Below are 21,847 nucleotides of genomic sequence, written 5' to 3' on the forward strand. Positions count from 1 at the left end.
CCGATGGAGCTATCATATGGAGGGTTCCTCCATTTGTGCAAGTCTATCCGGAGGGTCCATCCGTTTCTAGGTGGAGGGTTCATGGAAGCACCGTCGACGGGAAAGCCGATGCGCGCCGACGCGCGCCGCAACTACGAGCGGATCGTGACCACCGCTCAGCAGGCGTTCGCCGAGCTGGGACCCGAAGCGCCACTGGAGGAGATCGCGCGCCGGGCGGGCATCGGGATCGGCACCCTGTACCGGCACTTCCCCAATCGCGAGGTGCTCATCGAAGCCGTCTACCGCTCCAATATCGAGCAGTTGAGCCAGCGCGCCCACGACCTGCTCGAAACCCACACGCCGGCGACGGCTTTCGAGTATTGGCTGCGCGAACAGGTGCAATGGGTGATGGCCAACCGCGTCCTCGCCACCACTCTCAAAGCCGGAATGGACCGGGAATCACCGACCTTCACCCTGTGCCGCGCGTCGATCCTCGACGCGGCCACCCTGCTGGTCAAGGCGGCCCAGGACGCGGGCGCTATCCGCGGCGACATCGAGCCCGTCGACCTGATCCGGTTCGGGCACGGCATCGGCATCGCCTGCGAGACCACTCCCGACGCGGCCGAGCGCCTGATCGCAGTGACCATCGACGGCCTGCGCAGCGAACCCGGCACGCAACGGCCGTAGCTGCGGTCAGCGGTTGCAGTGCTGCTCCTGGACCCAGCTGAAAGCAACGGAACGACTTCGGATCGAGCTGGGTGAACCAGGCGTGGATGCGATGACCGGAGTAGGCCCTACAGCAGGCTGCTGGTGGCGAGTCTCGTGAGGCAGTTCTCGACGACGTCGGCGGCGGTGCCGGATTCCTCCCCCGCGGCCCAGAGTTCGGTCGCCAGACGCACGGCGGCGTTGGCCATGGCGGCGGCGAGGGCGACGTCGAGGTCGCCGGCGGGGCGGCCGGTGCGTGCGGCGATGATCGGGATGAGCTGGGTTTCGCAGTCGTATTGGACGCGCAGCCAGGTCGCGCGCAGGGCGGGCAGCTGGGTGGCGGCCAGGACCAGCGGCCGCAGGCGGCTCTCGGCAATGCCCTCCGCCGCCAGGGTGCCGACCGTGGCCGTGCGGTACGAGCGACTCAAGGCCTCCCGCAGGGACAGTTCGGGTGGGCAGGCGGCGAGTTCGTCGGCCCAGGCCTGGGTTCCGATGGCCAGCAGCGGCGCGACGACGTCCTCCTTCCCCGCGAAGTAGCGGTAGAACGTGCGCAGGCCCATCCCGGCGGCCGCGGCGATTTCGTCCACAGTCGTTGCGGCATAACCGTTCTCGATGAACAATCGGGCCGCCACCAGCGCCACTTCCCGGCGGGTGGCCGCCCGCCGGGTCTCACTGAGCGCCGGACGCCCGGCACGGCTTCGCTCGCTGGTCACCCGGGGAACTCTACCGATGCGGAAAACGTTTTATGGCGCGTCGTGCCATTTGCGGCATATCGTGTCAGAAAGTAGTCCTACCGATCAGGAAGTGATCCATGAACCGTCTCGAGCAGCGCCGCGTCCTGGTGACCGGCGCCGGATCCGGCATCGGCCAGGCCACCGTCCTCCGTCTGCTGTCGGAAGGCGCGGTCGTCGTCGGCGCCGACGTGAACGCCGACGGTCTCGCACTGACCCACAAGCAGGCCGCCGAGGCGGGCACCGACGCGCGGCTGTCCACCGTCGAGCTGAATATCGGCGTGGAGGCCGAGGTGGTCGCGGGTGTGCGCACCGCCGTCGAGGCGCTGGGCGGGCTGGACGCGGTGGTGAACGCGGCGGGCATCCTGCGCGCGGCCCACACTCACGAGACATCCCTGGATCTGTGGAACCAGATCATCAACGTGAACCTCACCGGCACCTTCCTGGTGATCCGTGAGGCACTGCCCGCCCTGCTCGCCAACCCGCGCAGCACCGTCGTCAACTTCAGCTCGACGTCGGCGAATTTCGCCCACCCGTACATGGCCGCGTATTCCGCGAGCAAGGGCGGCATCCAGACCCTCACCCACGTGCTGGCTCTCGAGTACGGCAAGCAGGGTCTGCGCGCGGTGAGCGTCGCCCCCGGCGGCATCAAGTCCGGTATCACCGACGCCACTCCCGGCTACCTCCCCCAGGATGCCGACTGGTCGCTGTTCAGCCGCCTGATCGCCGTTCTACCCCAGGACAATCCGGAGGAATTGGCCGGCCCCGAGAATGTGGCCGGTGTCATCGCCATGCTGGTCTCCGATGACGGCCGCTTCATCAGCGGCACCGAGATCCGCATCGATGGCGCGGCCCACACGTAAAGCCGAATACGGCAGGCCCCGATCGGCGATCCGATCGGGGCCTGCTGCCGCTGCTACTTCCCGGCGCCCACCAGTTCGGCCGACGCGCCGCGCAGAATGCCGTCGGCCGTCCCCGCCGCCCATTCGAGCGCCGCGTCCAGCTTGGCCAGCACCTCCCCCGCAGGCGCCTCGACCAGGCCCCGCTCGATCTGACTGATCACACCGGCCGACGGCCCGCCCTTCTTGGCCACATCAGCCTGCGTCCACCCGTTCTCCCGCCGCCGCGCCTTGACCCGCTCGCCCAGCGCCTTGATGTCCGGCGCGCCGGGCGCCCCCTCGGCAACAGGCTCCAGGGCAACAGACTTCGAACCCTCGGCCATATCCGAGACGCCGACTCCGGCCGTCTCGGTCACCGCGACCTGCTCCCGCACAGCCCTCCCAGAACTGATCACTCCCTGCGTAATCAGCCGAGACCGCTTCCGCCTACCCAGTTTTGCCATACACCGCTCCTCAATCCGCAATCCCAGCCTTCACTGAAGCCCCGGCAAGGTTGCCACAAGTTCGCGAGAATCCCCCACCACCACCCTCTCCTCGGCGTGCCACCCGCCCGGAACCCACTCGGACAATAGATGAATCGGGCAGCACGGACCTCGCGCCCGGCGGCTGGGCACGCCTACTCGAACTCGGCGAGAACCTGGCGGAGGAAGACACGGAGGACTGGCTGGGTTGATGTCGTTGTGTTGTAGAGGGTTTGGATCGCCGGCTGGAGGGCCGCACCGGTGTCCACGACCAATCGGATGAGGCCATTCTCGGCGCAGCGGGTCAGGGCGGGTTCCAGGTATTCGGCGGCGCTTTCCGGGTCGCCGGCGGCGGTCAGGCAGGAGGCGTACAGGAGTTCGGCGATCAGTTGGGCGCGAGGACGATTCTGGGTTTTGATCACTTCGACGAGTCGATGTGCGCGGCGACAGGCCAGATCGACGGCGGTCCGGGTGCCGTCGCGGAGCAGTAGCCGGATGGCGGAGTCGTGGTCCAGTTCCGCGGTGACGGCGGTCGGCGCGTCGGGGTGGACGGTATAGGGGGCGAGGTGCTCGAGGTCGTGCCGGTCGGCGTCGGTGATCGGCAGGCCCAGTCGGATGCGTTCGTTGACCATGCGGGCCGCGAGGCGGGGCAGGGTCATGTTCGTCGCCAGTTTGGCGCCCTCGTCCAAGCGGTGATTGATGGCGTCGCGGTCGCCGCGCACCGCCGCCAGGCGCGCGCTGGTGCCGTAGCCCGCCATCTGAAACTCGGCCGCCCCGCCTTCGACCCCGAGGCCGTCCGCGAGCAATTCTTCGGCCTCGATGAATTGTCCTTTGTCGTACAGCAATTCGCCGAGCAGTACGCTGGCGATCCGGGTGGCATGCGATTGCCCGCCCGTCTTCGAAGCCTCGGCCAGGGCGGTGCGGAATCGGGACTCGGCCGCGGCGACGTCGAGCTGTTCGTAGGAGGCGCTCCCGTCGATGCAGTCGCAGTAGACCGGGCCGAACGGTCCGCGCACCCGATCGCGGAATGGGTCGATCCATCGATGCCAGCTGTGCACTTCGGCGAAATCGAAGCGATACAGCGCCGATATCATCGCCGCTACCGCCAGTCCGTGGGCCATGAAGGGCCGCACCGAATCTCGTTCCCGCACGACTTCGGGCGCCAGCACAACCGTCTGGTCATTGGTGAACGCGATAGCAGCACGCACCAGCTTCACCTCCAGCTCGAGGCCCGCGGACCTACGATCACCGGCGTCTGCCGCGGCGAGCGCCGTCTCGGCGCGTTCCAGCGCGAGCGCGGCGGCGGCCGGCCGTTGCACGGCGACGCTCGCCCAGGCGATCTGTAGTTGCAGCTGCGGCATCGACGCGGTGAGCGAGCCGGGCAGTTTGGCCGCGAGGCCGAGCAGAGTCCCCAGACGCGACTGCTCCAGCAACTGTTCGCCGTGTTCGGCGACGAGCCGGCAGGCCCGCTCGGGTTCACCGGCGGCGAGCACGTGATCGACTGCCTCGGTGAGCATGTCGTGGTCGGCGAACCAGTCCGCGGCGATGAGGTGCAGCTCCTCGAGCAGTCCCGGATGCTGCCGGATCAGCCGTTCTCGCAGGAAGTCGGCGAACAGCGTGTGGTAGCGGAACCAGCGCAGGTCGTCATCGATGCTGCGCAGGAACAGATCTTGCTGCCGCACCTGTTCGAGCATGTCCTGACCGTTGCTCACCCCGGTCAGCACCTCGGCGAGGTCACCGCTGATGCGCGCCGGAACCGAAGTGCGCATGACGAATTCGAGCAGTTCGGGTTCGAGGGTGTCGACGACGTTCTCCATCAGGTATTCCTCGATGGCGTAGTGCCGTCCCGAGATCTGGTCGATGTACGCGCCCGGATTGTCGCGGCCGCGGAGCGACATGGAGGCGAGCTGCAGTGCCGCCGCCCAACCTTCGGTGGATTCGCGCAGTCGCTCGACCTCCGCCGCGCCGAGCTTCGGCGCGCCGTTTCCGGCGAAGAAGGCCGCGGCCTCCGCGCCGTCGAAGCGCAGCGCGGATTCGTCGATCTCCACGAGTTCGTCTCGAACCCGCATGCGCCCCAGTGGAAGTCCGGTCCGATGCCGGCTGGTGACGATGACCCGCAGGTGATGGCAGCCGTTGTCGAGCAGAAACGCCATCGCCGCGATGGTGGCAGAACTGGTCACCCGATGCCAGTCGTCGATCACGAGGGCCACCGTCTCGCCGCTCTGGTGGATCTCGTCGATGAGGGTGGTCATGACGTGCCGCGCGGCGTCGCTGGCATGCTCCTCGAGCAGGCGCTCCAGGTTGGCCGCGACTCCCGGATGGGCATAGCGGATCGCCTCCACGACATGCGTCAGGAACCAGACGACATTGTCGTCATCGTCGTCGACGCTCAGCCAGGCCGCTCGAATACCTTCGGCGGCAAGCGCATTCACCCATTCGGCGGCCAGGGTGCTCTTACCGAACCCGACGGGTCCGTGGATCAGCACCAGCCGCCGGGCCTGACCTTCCCGCAACCGGTCGAGCAGCCGGCCGCGCAGCACCGGCCGACGCGGAGCGCTCGGCGGCCGATAGCGGGTGGAGGGTATCGGCGCCGGCGCCGGACTCGAACGCGGCGCCGGAACGGGTACGGGCGGCGCGACCGCCTGCACCCCGACATCGGCCGGCAGCGCCATGGAGTCGACCGTGAGCCCGGTGGCGAATTGAATATTGCGGAGTCGATCGCCGAACTCCCGGGCGGTGGCCGGCCGATCCGAAGGATCCTGTGCCATAGCGGATTCCAGCGCCGAGCACAGTGCGGCCGGCACATCGCTGTCGCGCAGGTTGGGCACCGGCTCGGAGGTGATCCGCACGAACTGCGCGACCATGGACTCGCCCTCACGGCGTTCGAAGGCGGCGTGCCCGGTCAGCAGGCAGAACAGTGTCGCGCCCAACCCGTAGATGTCGGCGGCCTCGGCCGGTTCAGCGCCCCGCAGCACCTCCGGCGCGGTGAATGCCGGTGTGCCGGCGATGAGTCCGGACCCGGTCTCGAAAGCCCCACTGATGCGGGCGATTCCGAAATCGCTCAGCAGTGGTTCGCCGTAGTCGGATTGCAGGATATTGGCGGGATTCACATCGCGGTGCACGATCCCGTGCGAGTGCGCGACCGCCAGCGCCCCGGCGATCTTCACCCCGACTGAGAGCACCTCCTGCCACGGCAGCGGCCCCCGCTCGCGCAGCCGGGTCTGCATCGACCCGAGCGCGTAGTACGGCATGGCCAGATAGGGCCGTCCGGTGACGGTGACGTCGGCGGACAGCACCTGCACGATGTGCGGATGCCCGCCGAACCGTCCCAGCGTCCGCTGCTCCCGCAGAAACCGCGCCCGTTCTTCCTCGCTCGACCGCGTATCGAGCACCTTCACCGCGACCAGCCGGTCCAGCGAATGCTCGACGCACCGGTACACGACCCCGAATCCCCCGCGCCCGATCTCCTGGGCATCGTCGAATCCCGCCGCGGCAAGTTCCGCCGCGACACCTATTCGCAGGTCAGGCTGCGTACCTTCGCTATCCCGTTCGACCATGCCCCGCTCATTTGCTCGACGAGTTGGGCCCCGACCCCCCGATCGTAACCACCGGTATGCCCGATCCGGGAGCGTTCCCCGGGCGCGCCGGTGGGCGCGCGAGAGTTCCGCCCGGTCAGCGATGGATGTGGTAGTGCTGGCCGCTACCCCGATTGCCGCGTACATGGCGAGTACGGCCGCTGAGGGGTGCGGCGGCCCGCCGGCCGGTGCCCGTCGGCGGCCGGCGAGTCGGGATTCCCGCTGACTGGTCAAATGTCCGAATTCTCCCCGCGATGCCGGCGCAGGTTGCGAGAATCCCGGGACGATCGGCTAATCGATCGCGGCCCCGCCCGGTCGGGACCATCCCGGCTGCCGCGATGAGCAGGAGATTCCCATGACAGCACCCGATTCGATGTCCGGTTATGTCGCTACGGTCGAAGCGGTGCTGACCTTCTGGCTGACGCGCGCCGACACCCTCGGGATTCTCGGCGGACCTGCCGTACGCCACAGCCATCGGCACATCGATGCGCTGCTCCGCCGATTCGGCGCTCTGCCGGCGGTCGAACTGACCTCGGACCGGCTGCTGGCGGCCTATCGGCACGATCCCGCGACCGATGCCGCCGACCTGGCCGCAGGAACCGAAAGAGCGTTGCTGTACTGGGCTTTCGAGACGGCGGCCGGAGCACACCTCATTCCGGTCAATCCCCTCGGCGGCCCGGCTGCGCGGGCATCGGCGGCCCTCGGCCCCGCCGCGCCCGCCCCGGACCCCTTCGATGGCTGGGCGACCATCCTGTCGCCTCGGCTGTGCCGGCCGGCCGGATCCACGGGCACCGTCGCGAACTCGGGCCGCGGCGGCTACCTGCCACCCCGCGGCCGGCTCGCCGCCGGGCTCGCCCGCCACTGATCCGGCGCCGCCTGCGCCGATCCGAATCCGACCCGCACACCGATGCCTCTGGCGCGGAGAGGTGTTCAGCGGATTTCAGTGTTTTCCAGGATGAGGACCTGGACCCTTGCGGATGTGATGTGCTCGATCGGTGCTGGGCACACATCGGCCGGCGGCCCCGATGGCGTGGCGGGAGGGGTGTTACGCAACGGGAAGCCGCCGCCGGTGATTCCGGAGGATCGAGTCTGCTCGCCCTGATCAGGAGGTCCTCCGGGAGTCCCGGCCCACTTCGCCGGGCGGTCCGGCGGATCGACCGCCCGGGTTCGTGTTCAGCCGCGCCTTGATGCGGTCGGCCGCTGTCCTGTCGCCCAGCCGCAGATAACCCGCCAGCGCCAGCCGCCAATATCGCCGCGCGGCAAGCCCATCGGCCCGCGCCGCGGCGATCCGGCCCATGCCCTCCTGCCCGCGTGCCTGCTCGAGGATGCTCCCGGCGGTACACCCGAGTTCGGCGGCGCGTTCGAAGGCCTCGAACGCTTCGGGGAAGCTGCCGAGCCGTTCGTAGCCGGAGCCCAGCACATTGCAGGCCATCGCCTCGTCGATGTGCAGGTCGAGCGCCCGGAACAGCTCGATCGCGGCGAGCAGCCGGCGCACCGCGTCGTGGCACCGCCCGAGACAGATCTCGATCTGGGCGGTGTCGCGCAACAGGATCGCGGTATTGCGCACGGTGCCGAACTCGGTGACGTAGGCCAGGGCCGCGGAACTCTGCCGCAGCGCCTCCTCGAACTCGCCACGATGGAAGTGGATCCATGCCTGATGGGCCATGGTGGTGTGCTCGCCCTGCGCGTCACCGATGGTGATGAACACCGCGCGGGCCTGCTCGTACATCCGCGCCGCGCCGATATCGTCACCCCTGGTCAACCGGGCCAGCCCCAGATTGTTGCAGGTGACGGCCTCGGCGTACCGATCACCGGCCCGCAACGCGGCACGCAGCCCGAGTTCGTGGGTCTCGATCCACAGATCGGTGTCGTTGGCGATGAAGGCGAATTCCCTGAGCGCGAAGGCGATTTGCCAGCATCGGCTGTCGAGGCCCGCGTCGAAGGCCGTATGCGCCACCGCCGCCAGGTTGTCCCGGACCGCGGTCAGATCGCGCACCGCGCTGTCGTAATCCCGGTAGCGGTAAGAGTTTTCGCTCGGCAGCGGAGCCATTCGGGCGCGGTGCCGGTCCGGGGTCAGCAGCCGATCGGCGGCGTCCGCTCGGGAAAGGTAATGGTCGACGACGCGGATAATGGCCCGGCGCTGGGCATCCGGGCTCAGTGCGGACATCGCCCTCCGGTGCGCGAAGGCGCGCAGGAGATCGTGGTACCCGTATCGGCCGGGGGATCGCGTATCGAGCAGATTGGCCTCGACAAGCCGGCGCAGCTGCCGCCGGGCCGCCCCGCGGTCGAGCCCGGCGAGCGCCGCGGCGGCGTCCAGGTCCACGGTCGGCCCCGGATGCAGACCCAGCAGGGTGAAGGTCGCGGCGGACTCGGGCGCCAGCCGGGCCACCGACTGCTCGAAGAGCGTTTCGACATCCCGATCGCCATCGTCGAAGACCGCGATATCGGCCGGGGCCGGCCACGGCTCGCTGCGCAGGATGGCCGCGGCGATCCTGATGGCCACCGGCAGGCCGTGACACTGCGCCGAAATCACCGCACGCTCAGCATCATCCGGGCAGTTATCGGCGGGAAGATCGGCCGTCAGCCCGTCGAGCAACTCCGCCGAATCCTGCTCGGACAGCGGCGCGATCCGAATGTGGCGAGCATCGTCGAGCCCATTGAGATTGCTGCGACTGGTGATCAGAACGGCACAGCCGCCGTCGGCGGGCAGCAGCGGCCGCACCTGGTCGGCGTCGACGGCATTGTCCAGCACCATGAGCAGAGATCTGCCGCGCAGCTGGTCACGCAGCATCGCGGTGCGCCCATCCTGGTTCACCGGCACCGCCTCGGCGGCAATGCCCAACTGCCGCAGGAGTTTGTCCGCCGCCTCCCCCGCGGGCATCGCCGGCTCGGCCGCGTATCCGTGCAGGTCGACGAAGACGCAGCCGTCGGGGAAGTCCGTCAGCAATTCGCGCGCCGCACGCACGGCCAGTGTGGTCTTTCCGACGCCGCCGAGCCCGGACAGCACACAGAGCGCTCCGGAGTCGCGGTCGGCGGTCAAGGCCGCGCGTATCCGCCGCAGCTCTTCCTCCCTGCCGCACAGGAGGCGAATGTCGCGAGGCAGATCGGTCGTGACCGGCTCGGCGGGGAGCCGGCTCTGCTGCTCGTCGAGTCGCACCAGCTGCACCTCGTCGCGCAGTGCGACAAGACGTTTGGCGTCTTCCCCGACGATGCCCAGCTCGATCAACACGCGGTCGAACATCTCGCTGGTCGGCAGTGTCGTGCCGTTCAGATACGCGTACACGCTGCCGCTGGCGACATTGAGCCGTTTGGCGAGCTGGGTGCGGTTGACGCGGCCGTGCTGCTTCTCCGCCCGCAGTATCGCCACGCTCAGTTCGGAAACGAACCGCCGCAACACGGTTTCCGCCCTGTACCCGTTCGCGCGTTTGCCAGCCACCACGCCCTCCGGCCCGAAACTCGCCCGCTATCGGGGTTCCTCCCGATTGTGGGCCACCGTCACGGCCGCGTCCACAACCCGGATGCGTTCCGGCGCAACCCGCGACGCCCCCGCGACGCGTCGAGCAGTTGCCGCTGTTCGGCTTTGAGTGCGGAGAAGGCGTCGCGCACGTAGGACACGTAGGCCGCGCCCGGGTGCCCGATCAACGCGTGCTCGAGGGGCGATGCCGTCTCGATGGCCACCTCCAACGCACTCACGTGCGCACAGAACGTCAGCAACGGTACCGGGATGGCGCTTTCCAGAATCAGGTCCGCATGCTCGACGATGAGATCACGCATTCTCCGGTTGGCCGGCATCAGGGAATGGTCGCGCCAGCCACGCCAGGTCGCCGAGTCGGCATCCGGCCGCCGGGATTCTCTGGGCGGCAAGTGAGATGCGCGCAGCACCTCCCAGATGCGCTCGTTCACATCCAGCCACGCGTGCAACGGCCCGTACAGCTCGCGCAGTTGCGCATTGACCCGGTCGAGCCGGGCGCGGCGGCGTTCCTGCAGCACCTGGCCACGCTGGTTGAGCAGGTAGGCGAGCACCGCGACCAGAATACTGGCACTGGCCGTGATCACCGCTGCGGCCATGCCCCCACTCACTGCCCGGCGTTCCAGGTCGGCAGCCGCACCACGGACGGATTTGGTTGCGGCCGTTCATAATACGGCTGCGTCGTGATCACCCGCAGCAGGTCCTCGGCGCCCTGGACGGTGAAATCGGAGACGATGTAGTGGTCGGCGATCCCGGGCTGCAGAAACAAGGGGATCTCCTCGATCGAGCGTCCGGGGAGCACCACCGGGAGCAGTCTGCCCAGCCAGGTTTCGCGGTCGCTGTGCAGGCGGTCCATCATGACCGACATCTCGGATTGCAGACCACGATTCGTCCGGCTGTCGGCCTGACCGTCCGCGGCGCGCCTACAGTCCGGTGAGGCGATGACGAGCACGAAGTCCGCGGCGGTGATCTGGCCTATCGCCCAGTGGAACCAGTTCCGCCGGTATTCGAGTTCCCACCGATCCAGATGTACGTCGAGACCGCATCGTATGGCGAGGAATTCGCTGAAACGCAGAACCGAATCGGTGTGCGCGCGATCGTCGTGGGCGTAGGAGACGAACACCCTGGGCGCCCGCGGCGGGCGGTCCGCCGCGCGGGAACCCGTGGATTGCAGGCTCTGCGCGATAGCAGAGGCCGAATCCGGCAGTGCCAGTCGGATTCTCACCGGTTCGGAAGCCGGGTCGTATGCCCTCGCAGGGCCGGATCCCGCGGCGAGGTCGAAGCGGGCGCCGGCATCGAGCGTCAGTTCCGCACAGCCGGCCGGCACCGTGACGGTCATCCATGAGGTGTACGACCCGGGTCGCAGTCCCGAGGCCGTCGCGGCAGTGTGACGCCAGCGGACCTCGGATCCGCCGACGCCGAAAAGGTCCACCATCGGATCCGTCGCGGGCAGCTGCACCCCGTCGCCGGGGGCGAACGTCAGATATCGGTCCGGCGCATACGATCTCGGTGGCTGCGGCGTCAGTACACACCCCGGGATCGCATCGACGACGACCACCCGACCTTCGGTCCCGGGGACAGACAGCTCGATGTCGATCTCGAACCAGGCCGGTCCCGGGACACCCGGTTCCAGCAGCAGGTCGTAGGTGATCCCGGCCAGGTACGCGTCCCGGCCGCTGAAATACTCCGGCCGCGGCGTGACGGGGTAGACCCGGCAGTCACGAATGCGCAAGGTGCCCAACGCGATCCGATGCGGCGGCGATGGCGCATCGCGACCGCCGACCTCGGACAGCAAGAGTCGAACGGCGACGGGCTCCCCGCTCGCGTCCGGCGCTCCTCGCACCGCCGCCGGACCGGGAGACGGTGCGTTCGCGGGCCCGCCCGGCGCGGTGTTGGCAACCCGCGCGTTCCGGCCCGCCAGCGCCGAACCGGTCATGGTGACGTCGCCACCGATGTGCACGCCGGAGTGATCATCGCGCTGCATGATGCCGCCTTTCGATGGATCGGCCGGTTCTGCTCGATGGCCTAGTGGCCGGTGGCCGAACCGGAGGTCGGGGCGCTGACCGAGGCCGACGCGCCGCCCAACGCGGAATGGGACATGTTCAGGTCGCCGCCGACCGTGACGCTGTTGCTGATGATCTGCTCGCTGCGCCGTTTCAACTCGGCGGGATCGACGTTCTTCTCGGAGAGAAAGGCGAGCAGAGTATTGAAGACGCGTTTGTCGACGATCTTCATGACCATCTGCTCGTCCAGACTCTGGAAATACCGGTGGTAGCCGATCGCGCCCTGCGAATCGCGGTGCGCCGCGCTCTCGCGCAGGCTGACCAGGGCGCCGTGGTGGAATCTGGACAATTCACGAATCTGCCGCAGCTGCAGGCGATCCTTGCGCCAGCGGCGCAGCCCGGCCAGCAGATGGTGAGAGACGCCGGGGAGGCAGCCCACCATCGCCTTCGGCAACCGTCTCGCACTGCGCAGCGCCAACCGCACCAGGTCGGCCGCGGTCGGCTGGGCCAGCAGATCATCGATCACGTAATAGTCGGGGCTGAACGGCGGCACCACCGTGTAGTTCGCCTCGACGAACAGCGAATCCTCGTTCAGCACCAGCCTGAGGAAGGCCGACCACACCATTTCGCCTTCCCAGCAGACGATCTCGACGGTGAGATAGGGCCGGGCCCGGTCCTCCGGATGGGTCATCAACTGGGCGAGGACGACCGGGTCCGCCCACGGCGTCGGGGCACCGTACGGATCGGGCAGGAAGCGGCGGTCGTTGTGGACGTCGGCGCCGTTGACCAGCAATCGGTTGCCGACGGTCAGGTCCGGGATATCGAGCCGGGCGAGGTCGGCGGTGAGCCGGGTGTTGAGTTCCACCGCGGTGAACGGCAGGATCGGCGCGGCCGGGTCTTCCGGCTGGGTGGTATCCAAGGCCACCGACCAGCCGGCCCGCAGCCAGCCGTGCCCGGCGAACGGGTTGTACCCGCGATAGACCGTCACATTTCCCGTGGCGTAGCCGGCGACGTGCGCGATTTGCCGCCGCATCCGGTCGGTCCGGGCCACCGGCGGCGAGGAGGTCGCGAAATTGTCCTTGTGCAGGCCCTGCGCGATGTTTCCCCAGCAGGCGATGTAGGTTTCGGCGAAGACGGCCGCCCAGGCGATCACCGCCGCGAGCCCGATCAACGGAAGCCGCTGCGGGAATCCCGACAACCCGGACATCGCCACCACCAGCGCACCGACCAGCGCGGCATCACGCACCACATGCCGACGGTGGGCCGCCAGGGCATGCAAGCACACCGTCACCAGGTCGACCGCCGGGGACAGGGTGACCGCCAACCGTGGTTCCTCGAGCACATCCTCGATCACCGTGCGCGCGATTCGTGCGTCGAGATGCGTTGCGATGCACAGATATCGGGTCGCGGCGGAGGTACGCGCGGAGGAGTGCACGGCGACCGACCCGGATGCGCGCGAACCGGGTGCGGTGGCGGCGGACGCCGTTGCGGCGGGGGCCGTCGACGCCGCCGTGCCGGTTCGTGCCGGGCCCGCGCTCGACTGTCGAGCCGGAGAACCGTTGGGATTGCTGCTCCAGGTCGGCATCTCCCCTCCAATGTTCCTGAATTTCTCGGTTCCTGAAATCTCTTGGGGCTTATCGCATTCCGGGCTCAGCACGCACGCGGTTGCGTGATCGGGGTCGAGTGGTAGATCAGATACCCGGCGCCGGACCAGGACAGGGTGTAGCTCAGGTCCCAATTCGTGCAGGTCTCCCATTCCTGTCCTCGGGGACCCATACCGGCCGCCTGCGTGCTCTGGAAGGTGACCCGGGCGGAGGTGGCGGTCGACAGCGAACCGGCCGGATCGATGGAGATCACCTCGACATCGCGATCGAAGGTGGTGGACAGGGCATCGGCGAAGCTGGCCCGGTTCTGCGGATTGCCGGGGTCGAAACTCCCCGACGGATCCAATGTCCCCAGAGCCACGTCGTAAGCGTGGTTGTCGATGCCGCTGAAATAGGTGTTGAACAGGGTGGCCACCGCGACCGCACGCGGGTCGCCGGTGAGCGCGGGCGCGATGTCCACGATGCCCACCCGGGTCACGGCCGTCGGGGTGGAGGTCGTGGTGGCCGCGGAATAGCCGTGCTGCGCGGCCGATGTCGCGGCCACGGGCGCGCCGGAATTCCGGGCCGGATGTGGCCACATCGCCACCAGCGCCACCACCAGCGCGATGATGACGACAACGGCGATGCCGAGACCCAGGGCCATGGCGGTCTGCGAGTCAGGCGGGCCGGGGACGGGGGGCGGTGTCGGAGTGACCGCGATCGGCGACGGCCTGGACGCCGATCGGGACGGTGCCGCCATGGCGGCGGTAGGGGTTGCGGCGCACAGCATTTCGGTCCACATTCCGAGGCTGGGCCGCAGGGCAGGCTCCGGGGCGAGGCTGGTCCGGGCGAGGTCGCCGAGCGCCGGGGTGACGGCGGCGAGCGCCGACGGGTCGGCGGTGGTCTGGCTGCGGTCGAACAGCCGGACGGCGAGCAGCCCGAATTTGTAGATGTCCCCGGGCCGCGTCGCCTTCTCCTCACCGGGCGGCAGCTGCCAGTCGGGCGTTTCGGCCTGCGGGAGCACACTCGCGCCGCGCAGCCGCATGGCGTCGCAGTCCAGCAGAAAGCACGCGGCGCCCGGAACCGTGCTGAACAGCAGGTTCTTCGGTGACAGATCACCCACGACGATGTCCAGGCGATGCAATCGGGCCAGGGTGGCGGCCAATTCGGCCAGCAGGGCCACCCGATCGGAATCGCTGATGGTCAAACCGATTCCGGCGATGTAGGCGTCGTCATTGAGCAGGTACTCGACATTGGCGAGCCGTGGGCCGGTGGTCGTCGCACCGGACAGGCTGCGCAGGTCGAAACGGAAACGATCGGGAACGGCACGCATCAGGAACCCGCATGCCCGGCCCTGCCGTTCGACGACCGCGGCGGGCCAGGCGGCACGCTCACACAGCCAGGCCCCATTCCATCGCGTTCAGCTCGAACACCATGGTCACCATCGCGGCCAGGGCGTCGGCATCCAGTCGCGATTGCAGCGCCGCGTCGTACTCCTTGAAGACCACCGGCCAGCCCGGGCCGCCGCCCACGCTGATCGTCCGGTTGGTCACCTCGTGGACGGTGCCCTGCCCGCCCTGTCCCAGGCGCCTGCCGAGCACCAGATCGGCGTGGTCGACGCTGTGGAGCCGCGCGGCCGTCATCGTGGCCCCGCGGCACTGCGCGGCCAGACGGCCAGCAGGGTGCGGTCGTCGTCGAAGGTGGCGCGGGAGAAGTCCAAGACGTGAGCGAGCCAGGTCGGCGCCGGCGGCATCGCGAGCTCCCGGGCGAACAGGGAACCTATTCGGCCGTCGCCGTCGCCCAGCGGGAGACCGAACCCGTCGGTGCCCACCAGCAGGACGTGTGCGGGACTCAGCTGGACCTCCACCCGGTCCAGCCGTTCGGGCCGGTACGGCAGCGGCGTGACAGCGGTGGAGACGACAGCGGAGCGCTCGTCGGCTCCGGACCCGAACAGTGGGTGATAGCAACCGTTCTCACGATCCAGAATCCAGGCTCCCGAGTCGCCGATCCGGCACAGTTCGGCCACCGGCCCGCCCGGGGAGGGCCGAACCAGGCCCGCCACCAGGGTGGTCGCGTAGAGTTCGGCGATTCGGGACAGGGACGGCCGCGCCTCGCGCAACCACCAGCGCGTCAGCCCCGCCAGCCGATGCGTGCAGTACGACGTCAGGTCTTCGAAGTCGGCCCAGGCCGGGTCATGGCTCAGGCCGCGCAGCATGCGGTGGACGGCGTTTCCGCAGACCGCCAGCGCACCACGGTGGGCGAGCGTCGCACGAGAGACGCCGTCCGCCACCGCGAAGACGATGGTGCCGGTGCGTTCGTCCAACGCGGCACGGGCCGAATCCTGGCGTGGCTCACGGTGATAGCGATGCCGGGCGCCGCGGACAGAGGCGAAACGCAGGGTCAGATCGGCGGTGGACCAGCCGTCGCATTCGGTGTCGGGGAAGTCGAAGAAGTCGGGGCCGGTCGGCGGGCGGGCCTCGAATACCGGGCCGGCCTCGTCCACTTCGATCTGCTGCCACTGTTCCGAAGCCGGCCCGGTCTCACCGCGGGGCGGTGCCGCAGAAATGTGGTCGACATATTCCGCGGCGTCTCCGTCCGCTGCCGATTTCCGTCGCAACATCGTTACCCGACCTCGTCGATCGCCATGGTGAACTGGTCCGGTCGATTGATGATCAACTGTGGCGTACCGGAATTCAGCGCGATACTGGAGGCGACCAGACTCGCGGTCAGGGCATGGAAGAACTCCGAGATCGCCTGGCCGATATCGACTCCCGGCCTGGCGATGAACGCGAATTCGGGGCGGGTGGCGACCTCGACCATCGTCGCCGGCTCGGCATCACCGATTCCGCACGCGATGATATTGGGCGCGACGGGAGTTCGGGACTTGTCCGTCAGCAGACTGTGCGGACCGCGCCACGCTCCGCCGTCGGTCGGCTGGCCGTCGCTGAGTATGAACACCACCGGGCGGTGCACCTTGTACCCCTCGCCGCGCAGCCATCGCACGTCCTCGGGGATCCGACCGAGCAGATCGTCGAATACCGCCTGATAGTTGGTCAACCCCCGAATGATCACCTGCGGCAGCGCGGTCTGCACTCGCATATCGGCGATGGCGAGGCGAACCTGCACATCGTCGGAGAATCCGAGAATCGCCAGCCGCAGCTTGGCAGCGATCATGGGTTCGGCCCGTAATCCTTCACACAGTGAAACCAGCCCGTTATACAAATCATTACGAAACGGACTCATCGACCCCGACTCATCCGCCAGCACATAGGCAGGCAGCAGCACGCCCTTGATTTCCGGCACGATATCCCCCTTGCCTGTCCCCTGATGGGGCCGGCCCCTCCGAAGCCCCCCGAGGATCGATACATCTACGGTAAGCCCACTTTCGGGGCTTGCACACACAAATGCATCATCAGACTTATGAATTGACAGCGAACATCGCGGATTCGATTATCTGATCATGAATTTCGAGCCGCCCGATGCCGCCCGAAACCCCGCACCCCGTGGATGCCGCGGTCGCCGAGTTCGTCGGCGATGAACCGGTAGCCGAACACGGGGTCGCCGGCGTGAATGTCGCGGACAACGTCGATCAGGTGTACATCGTCCCAATCACGCTGCGCGACAAGTGTTTTCTTCCAGTCATGGAATGCCTGCGGTGTGAAACCGAGGGCCCGGCAGATCACCGCGACAGGAGACCTTTCCGCGGCCAGGTCGAGGACCAGCGGAAACCTCATGCCGGGGGCAACTCGCGGGCGAAGAACGCCGCGGCGCGGCGCAGGATCTCGTTCTCCCGTCCGGTCCGTTTACTCGCCCCCACCAGCTTGGCGGATTCCTCGCGGGTCAGGCTCGATTCAGGGGAATGCGCCTCAGCCTGACGTCTTCGCCAGCACCTCGACCGCGATTGGCGCGGCGTCAGTGGGGATGATCACCCCGCCAGCACCTGGCAACCTGATTGCAGGATTTCTAAACTAATAAGCTAATAATCCAGAAAGCGAGCAGTTGTGACTGACAGCGCCCTAGCCACCCCGTCGTCCGGACCTACGCCGCCCATCAAGGAATCCCGCCGCCGGTCATCCGCGCGGTTACCCTTGCGCGCACTGCTACCGGACTGGTCGGAGTGGAAGCCGGCTGTGCGCTCACCGGGCGCCGACCTGATGGCAGGCGTGATCGTGGCCCTTGTCGCTCTGCCGCTGGCTTTGGGCTTCGGTATCAGTTCCGGGCTCGGCGCCGCGGCCGGGCTGGCGACCGCGGTGATCGCAGGAATCGCGGCCGCTGTTTTCGGCGGCTCTCGATTCCAGGTTTCCGGGCCGACGGGCGCGATGACGGTGGTGTTGGTGCCCATCGTGCATCAGCACGGGGCGAGTGGCGTGCTGACGGTCGGACTGATGGCGGGGCTGATCTTGGTAGTGCTCGCGATGGCCGGTGTCGGTCGCGCGGTGCGCTTCATGCCGGCTCCGGTGATCGAGGGGTTCACCGCCGGAATCGCGGTCGTGATCGCGCTGCAGCAGTTTCCCGCCGCCCTCGGCATCTCGCACGCCGAGGGCGAGAAGGTGTGGCAGTCGGCGTTCGACGCGGTACGGCAATACCTCGCCGATCCCGGTGTGGTCACTCCGGTGACCGCAGTCGTCGTGGCCGTGGTCATCCTGATCGGTGGCCGGTTCCTGCCCAAGCTGCCGTTCGCGCTCATCGCGGTAGCCGCCGCAACCGTCGCCGCCTCGATGTTCCACCTGAATCTGACCCGAATCGGGTCGATCCCCGCCGGCCTGTCCGCTCCGTCGCTCGGGTTCGTGCACCTCGATCAGTTGGGGGCGCTGGTCGCACCCGCTTTGGCGGTGGCGGCATTGGCCGCGCTGGAATCACTGCTGTCGGCCACCGCCGCCGACTCGATGGCGGTGGGAACTCGACACAATCCCGACCGTGAGCTGTTCGGGCAGGGTTTGGCCAATATCGCCGCGCCTTTGTTCGGCGGCGTGCCCGCAACCGGGGCCATCGCCCGCACCGCGGTGAATGTCCGCTCCGGCGCGCGTACCCGGTTGGCAGCGTTGACTCACGCACTGCTGCTCGCGGCGATCATCTACCTTGCTTCATCGCTGGTGGCCGATATTCCGCTGGCCGCATTGGCAGGAGTGCTGCTGGCGACCACGGTACGAATGGTCGAGACGGCCTCGCTGAAGGCGATCGCCCGAGCGTCTCGTGGGGACGCGATCATCATGACACTCACCTTCGCGGTCACGGTGGCGCTGGACCTGGTCACCGCGGTCGCGGTCGGGGTGGGTTTCGCGATCGTGCTCGCCCTGCGGTCGGTGGCGCGGGAAGCCCGACTCGAGCAGGTTCCCCTCGACGAGGACGATCACCTCACCGAAGAGCACGATCTACTGCACGACCACATCGTGGCCTACCGCATCGACGGGCCCCTGTTCTTCGCTGCGGCACACCGGTTCCTGTTGGAGTTGGCCGAGGTCTCGGATGTCAAGGTCGTCATTCTGCGCATGTCGAAGGTCACCGCGCTCGACACCACCGGCGCGCTGGTGCTCAAGGACGTCATCGGCAAGCTCGAGCACCGCCACATCACGGTGCTGATGTCCGGACTTCGGTCCGACCATCGCCGTCGGCTGGCCGCCGTGGGGGCACTGCCCGCCGACGGCGAGAACGCGATCTTCGCGGACACCCGGCTGGCCATCGACTACGCCCGGCGCTACCTGCCCGTCAATCACCTACCACGAGCACGCCATGCCGCGGATGACGAAACCGAAGCCGTCGCATAGCGCACGGCCAGAACGTTGCTGCCCGCCGAATCACGCAGTGAGACAGTGCGATCACACACGTTCGACAACCGGCAAACACGCTGATCCGCCCACCGAAACGCCCAAATTGCGCGTTTTCGCAACTAGATAGGTTGTGGGGTAACTATCTGGTAGACCTCTACCTGTGGCAGATGCACTAGTGGGTCTTCCAGCCGCCGCCCTCGGCGAACGGTAGAGGCCACATCATGGGCTGGGTAAGCAAGATCTGGCGGGTCGGCCGGGTGGCCGAACCCGCTCCGGGCGCGCCTGCCTCGGTGCCGAATGTGCCTGCGGCGCTACAGGGTTCGCTGCAGATCCGGCATGTCGACGCGGGCTCGTGCAATGGGTGCGAGGTGGAAATCTCGGGCGCGTTCGGACCGGTATACGACGCGGAACGTTATGGCGCACGCCTGGTCGCCTCGCCCCGTCACGCCGATGCCGTACTTGTGACGGGAGTGGTCACGCGCAATATGGCGGTTCCTCTGGCGCAGACTGTCGAAGCCACGCCGCGACCGCGCTTGGTGATCGCGTGCGGCGACTGCGCCCTCAACCGAGGGGTTTTCGCCGACGCGTACGGAGTGGTCGGCGCGGTCGGTGACGTGGTGGGCGTCGATGTGGAGATACCCGGCTGCCCGCCACCACCGGAGCGGATCATCGCCGCATTGCGCTCGGTGACCGGCCGATGACCGCCATCGGACAAGCCGACGCGCCGACGGAGCCGGCTTCGCTGCGCCGCACCAGTTTTGCGGCCCTCGTCGCCGGCCTCGCCACGACGATGCTCGGTGCGGCGGGAGTGGCCGCCGGTGCGATCGGATTGTTCGGCGCACCCGGCCCGATCGACATCGGATGGTTGCTGCCGTTGTCGGGGGTTTATCTGCATCTCGATCCCCTGGGCGGCTTCTTTCTGGCGTTGACCGGAGCGGTGGCGGTCCCGGTCGGCCTGTACTCGATCGGTTATGGACGTATCGAGCAGCTGGGACGGCTGCCCTCGGCGCTGCTGCCCCTCTTCGTCGCGGCCATGATGCTGGTGCCGGCGGCGGGGTCGGTGACCACGTTCTTGCTGGCATGGGAGTTGATGGCCATCGCGTCGCTGGTGCTGGTGGTGACCGAGCATCGGCGGACCGCGGCCCGGGCGGCGGGGGTGTTCTATGCGGTGATGACTCAGCTCGGGTTCGCCTGCATCCTCGTCGGATTGATGGTGGCCTCTGCAGCGGGCGGCGCGGATCGGTTCACCGAGTTCGGCGCCTTGTCTCCGGGTACCCGGGCCGTGGTGTTCGCGCTGACGGTGGCCGGGTTCGGCTCGAAGGCAGGTCTGGTGCCGTTGCACGCGTGGCTGCCGCGTGCCCATCCGGAGGCGCCGAGCCCGGTCTCGGCGCTGATGAGCGCCGCAATGGTGAATCTGGGCATCTACGGCATCGTCCGCTTCGACGTGACCGTGTTCGGTCCCGGCCCCGGCTGGTACGGACTGGTATTGCTGATCGCCGGAGGGGTGACCGCCGTCTACGGGATCCTGCAAGCGTCGGTGGCCACCGATATCAAACGGCTTCTTGCCTTTTCGACCATCGAGAACATGGGGCTGGTCACGCTGGCGGTGGGCACGGCCGTGCTGCTGACAGCGTCCGGCGCGCATGCGGCCGCGACGGTCGCGATGACCGCCGCGCTGCTGCATCTACTCGCCCACGCGGCGTTCAAGAGTCTGGGATTCCTCGCCGCCGGGTCGGTGCTGGCGGCGACCGGACTGCGGGATCTGGATCGGCTGGGCGGGCTCGCGCGGCGAATGCCAGTGACCACGAGCTTGTTCGGGGTCGCCGCGCTGGGCGCTTGCGGTCTGCCGCTGGGCGCGGGCTTCATCAGTGAGTGGCTGCTCGTGCAGGCGTTGATCCACGCCGATCAACCACGCGACCCGGTGGTGGCCTTGGCCGCTCCGCTGGCGGTCGGCGCGGTCGCGCTGACCGCCGGTCTGGGCGTGGCGACGATGGTGAAGGCGTTCGGAATCGGATTCCTCGCCCGGCCGCGTTCCGATCAGGCGGCGCGAGCGCGTGAGGTCCCGGCCTCGATGGTTGTCGGCATGGCGATCCCGGCGGCGGCCTGCCTTGTGCCGGCAGTGGCACCGGTGGTGTTGTCCCCAGGTTTGCAGCGCGCGCTTGCCGCGATACCGGTGTCCAGGGATCCGGCGTTCACCGGCTTGGGCGCGACCGTGCATTTGCCGGGGCTGCCGGGGTCGATTGCACCCGGCGTGATCGCCACGACGCTGGCGATCGCCGCGCTGGCCGTTTCAGCGGTCACATGGTGGGCAGCCAGGCGACAACCTGCGGCACAGGTACTGCCGTTGTGGGCGTGTGGTGCGGACCAGCCGAATGCGCGAATGCAGTACACCGCAACGTCTTTCGGCGAACCATTGCAGCGGGTGTTCGATGACGTGCTGCGACCCGACACCGATATCGAGATCACTCATCTGGCTGAATCCCGGTATCTGGTGGACAAGGTGGCTTACCGAGCACGCATCAGCGACATGATCGAGGACCGGTTGTATCGGCCGGTGACGCGTGTGGTGCGGCGGGCGGCTCTGGCGATGGCTCGCGCTCACAACGGCAGTGTGCATCTGTATTTGGCATATGGCGCGATCGGAGTGTTGATCGTACTGGTGGTGGCACGATGA

The 21,847-nt window shown here is 68.1% G+C and carries 18 protein-coding genes; 6 read left to right on the forward strand and 12 right to left on the reverse strand.

The genetic code is table 11. The features are described from left to right. Window positions 1–81 precede the first annotated feature (81 nt). Window positions 82–666 (forward strand): TetR/AcrR family transcriptional regulator, encoded by a 585-nt coding sequence (locus tag ON33_RS13310; protein ID WP_040858829.1) that lies wholly within the window; start codon window positions 82–84, stop codon window positions 664–666. 107 nt (window positions 667–773) lie between these two features. On the opposite strand, the gene ON33_RS13315 is transcribed toward ON33_RS13310, so the two are convergent. Beyond that, window positions 774–1,397, reverse strand: a complete 624-nt coding sequence (locus ON33_RS13315; RefSeq protein ID WP_040858830.1) for a TetR family transcriptional regulator — start codon at window positions 1,395–1,397, stop codon at window positions 774–776. A gap of 98 nt (window positions 1,398–1,495) precedes the next feature. Here ON33_RS13315 and ON33_RS13320 point away from each other — a divergent pair, with 98 nt between their 5' ends. Beyond that, window positions 1,496–2,278, forward strand: coding sequence for an SDR family NAD(P)-dependent oxidoreductase (locus ON33_RS13320; protein WP_040858831.1), 783 nt, complete (start codon window positions 1,496–1,498; stop codon window positions 2,276–2,278). 53 nt (window positions 2,279–2,331) lie between these two features. Here the strand turns inward: ON33_RS13320 and ON33_RS38195 are convergent, their stop codons facing one another. Together ON33_RS38195 and ON33_RS13330 are read right to left on the reverse strand one after the other, a co-directional pair. Further along, window positions 2,332–2,688 carry a helix-turn-helix domain-containing protein gene (locus tag ON33_RS38195; RefSeq protein ID WP_051152031.1) on the reverse strand — a complete coding sequence of 119 codons (357 nt, stop codon included), beginning with the start codon at window positions 2,686–2,688 and terminating at the stop codon, window positions 2,332–2,334. A 242-nt stretch (window positions 2,689–2,930) separates the two neighbouring features. After that, window positions 2,931–6,332 carry a serine/threonine-protein kinase gene (locus ON33_RS13330; protein ID WP_063710991.1) on the reverse strand — a complete coding sequence of 1,134 codons (3,402 nt, stop codon included), beginning with the start codon at window positions 6,330–6,332 and terminating at the stop codon, window positions 2,931–2,933. A gap of 373 nt (window positions 6,333–6,705) precedes the next feature. On the opposite strand from ON33_RS13330, the gene ON33_RS13335 reads away from it, so the two are divergent. Beyond that, window positions 6,706–7,215: a hypothetical protein gene (locus tag ON33_RS13335; protein WP_157184516.1), complete on the forward strand. Its 510-nt coding sequence runs from the start codon at window positions 6,706–6,708 to the stop codon at window positions 7,213–7,215. Window positions 7,216–7,452: 237 nt separating this feature from the next. On the opposite strand, the gene ON33_RS13340 is transcribed toward ON33_RS13335, so the two are convergent. From ON33_RS13340 to ON33_RS13380, 9 genes are all read right to left on the reverse strand, one after another. Then, a complete protein-coding gene (locus ON33_RS13340) occupies window positions 7,453–9,717 on the reverse strand; it encodes an NB-ARC domain-containing protein (RefSeq protein ID WP_169336808.1) in 2,265 nt (754 codons plus the stop codon). A 128-nt stretch (window positions 9,718–9,845) separates the two neighbouring features. After that, entirely contained in the window at window positions 9,846–10,418 is a 573-nt protein-coding gene (locus ON33_RS13345; RefSeq protein ID WP_218001421.1) for a hypothetical protein, read from the reverse strand. An 8-nt stretch (window positions 10,419–10,426) separates the two neighbouring features. Continuing rightward, window positions 10,427–11,803 carry an SEFIR domain-containing protein gene (locus tag ON33_RS13350; protein WP_051152035.1) on the reverse strand — a complete coding sequence of 459 codons (1,377 nt, stop codon included), beginning with the start codon at window positions 11,801–11,803 and terminating at the stop codon, window positions 10,427–10,429. Between the two features lie 41 nt (window positions 11,804–11,844). Continuing rightward, window positions 11,845–13,407 carry an AbeC-like domain-containing protein gene (locus ON33_RS13355; protein WP_040858833.1) on the reverse strand — a complete coding sequence of 521 codons (1,563 nt, stop codon included), beginning with the start codon at window positions 13,405–13,407 and terminating at the stop codon, window positions 11,845–11,847. A 65-nt stretch (window positions 13,408–13,472) separates the two neighbouring features. Continuing rightward, window positions 13,473–14,738 carry a hypothetical protein gene (locus ON33_RS13360; protein WP_040858834.1) on the reverse strand — a complete coding sequence of 422 codons (1,266 nt, stop codon included), beginning with the start codon at window positions 14,736–14,738 and terminating at the stop codon, window positions 13,473–13,475. Window positions 14,739–14,796: 58 nt separating this feature from the next. Beyond that, a complete protein-coding gene (locus ON33_RS13365; protein WP_040858835.1) occupies window positions 14,797–15,048 on the reverse strand; it encodes a hypothetical protein in 252 nt (83 codons plus the stop codon). Beyond that, window positions 15,045–15,908 (reverse strand): protein phosphatase 2C domain-containing protein, encoded by an 864-nt coding sequence (locus ON33_RS13370; protein WP_157184518.1) that lies wholly within the window; start codon window positions 15,906–15,908, stop codon window positions 15,045–15,047. Before ON33_RS13370 ends, ON33_RS13365 begins: the two co-directional genes overlap by 4 nt. 119 nt (window positions 15,909–16,027) lie before the next feature. Continuing rightward, window positions 16,028–16,807, reverse strand: coding sequence for a vWA domain-containing protein (locus tag ON33_RS13375; RefSeq protein ID WP_218001422.1), 780 nt, complete (start codon window positions 16,805–16,807; stop codon window positions 16,028–16,030). Window positions 16,808–16,863: 56 nt separating this feature from the next. Beyond that, window positions 16,864–17,139 carry a hypothetical protein gene (locus tag ON33_RS13380; RefSeq protein WP_157184519.1) on the reverse strand — a complete coding sequence of 92 codons (276 nt, stop codon included), beginning with the start codon at window positions 17,137–17,139 and terminating at the stop codon, window positions 16,864–16,866. Window positions 17,140–17,454: 315 nt separating this feature from the next. On the opposite strand from ON33_RS13380, the gene ON33_RS13385 reads away from it, so the two are divergent. From ON33_RS13385 to ON33_RS13395, 3 genes are all read left to right on the forward strand, one after another. Then, a complete protein-coding gene (locus ON33_RS13385) occupies window positions 17,455–19,170 on the forward strand; it encodes a SulP family inorganic anion transporter (RefSeq protein ID WP_051152171.1) in 1,716 nt (571 codons plus the stop codon). A 224-nt stretch (window positions 19,171–19,394) separates the two neighbouring features. Then, a complete protein-coding gene (locus tag ON33_RS13390) occupies window positions 19,395–19,874 on the forward strand; it encodes an NADH-quinone oxidoreductase subunit B family protein (RefSeq protein ID WP_040858839.1) in 480 nt (159 codons plus the stop codon). Window positions 19,875–19,963: 89 nt separating this feature from the next. Then, window positions 19,964–21,847, forward strand: a complete 1,884-nt coding sequence (locus tag ON33_RS13395) for a proton-conducting transporter transmembrane domain-containing protein (RefSeq protein WP_245550531.1) — start codon at window positions 19,964–19,966, stop codon at window positions 21,845–21,847.

This window comes from Nocardia niigatensis NBRC 100131 (assembly GCF_000308655.1).
In the GTDB taxonomy this organism is placed as follows: domain Bacteria; phylum Actinomycetota; class Actinomycetes; order Mycobacteriales; family Mycobacteriaceae; genus Nocardia; species Nocardia niigatensis.

Excerpts from the sequence above, each read along its gene's own strand:
- ON33_RS13310 (WP_040858829.1), top strand. The coding sequence starts at position 82 with ATGGAAGCACCGTCGACGGGAAAGCCGATGCGCGCCGACGCGCGCCGC.
- ON33_RS13320 (WP_040858831.1), top strand. The coding sequence starts at position 1,496 with ATGAACCGTCTCGAGCAGCGCCGCGTCCTGGTGACCGGCGCCGGATCC.
- ON33_RS13330 (WP_063710991.1), bottom strand. The coding sequence starts at position 6,332 with ATGGTCGAACGGGATAGCGAAGGTACGCAGCCTGACCTGCGAATAGGT.
- ON33_RS13335 (WP_157184516.1), top strand. The coding sequence starts at position 6,706 with ATGACAGCACCCGATTCGATGTCCGGTTATGTCGCTACGGTCGAAGCG.
- ON33_RS13345 (WP_218001421.1), bottom strand. The coding sequence starts at position 10,418 with ATGGCCGCAGCGGTGATCACGGCCAGTGCCAGTATTCTGGTCGCGGTG.
- ON33_RS13350 (WP_051152035.1), bottom strand. The coding sequence starts at position 11,803 with ATGCAGCGCGATGATCACTCCGGCGTGCACATCGGTGGCGACGTCACC.
- ON33_RS13355 (WP_040858833.1), bottom strand. The coding sequence starts at position 13,407 with ATGCCGACCTGGAGCAGCAATCCCAACGGTTCTCCGGCTCGACAGTCG.
- ON33_RS13360 (WP_040858834.1), bottom strand. The coding sequence starts at position 14,738 with ATGCGTGCCGTTCCCGATCGTTTCCGTTTCGACCTGCGCAGCCTGTCC.
- ON33_RS13365 (WP_040858835.1), bottom strand. The coding sequence starts at position 15,048 with ATGACGGCCGCGCGGCTCCACAGCGTCGACCACGCCGATCTGGTGCTC.
- ON33_RS13380 (WP_157184519.1), bottom strand. The coding sequence starts at position 17,139 with ATGAGGTTTCCGCTGGTCCTCGACCTGGCCGCGGAAAGGTCTCCTGTC.
- ON33_RS13390 (WP_040858839.1), top strand. The coding sequence starts at position 19,395 with ATGGGCTGGGTAAGCAAGATCTGGCGGGTCGGCCGGGTGGCCGAACCC.
- ON33_RS13395 (WP_245550531.1), top strand. The coding sequence starts at position 19,964 with ATGCTCGGTGCGGCGGGAGTGGCCGCCGGTGCGATCGGATTGTTCGGC.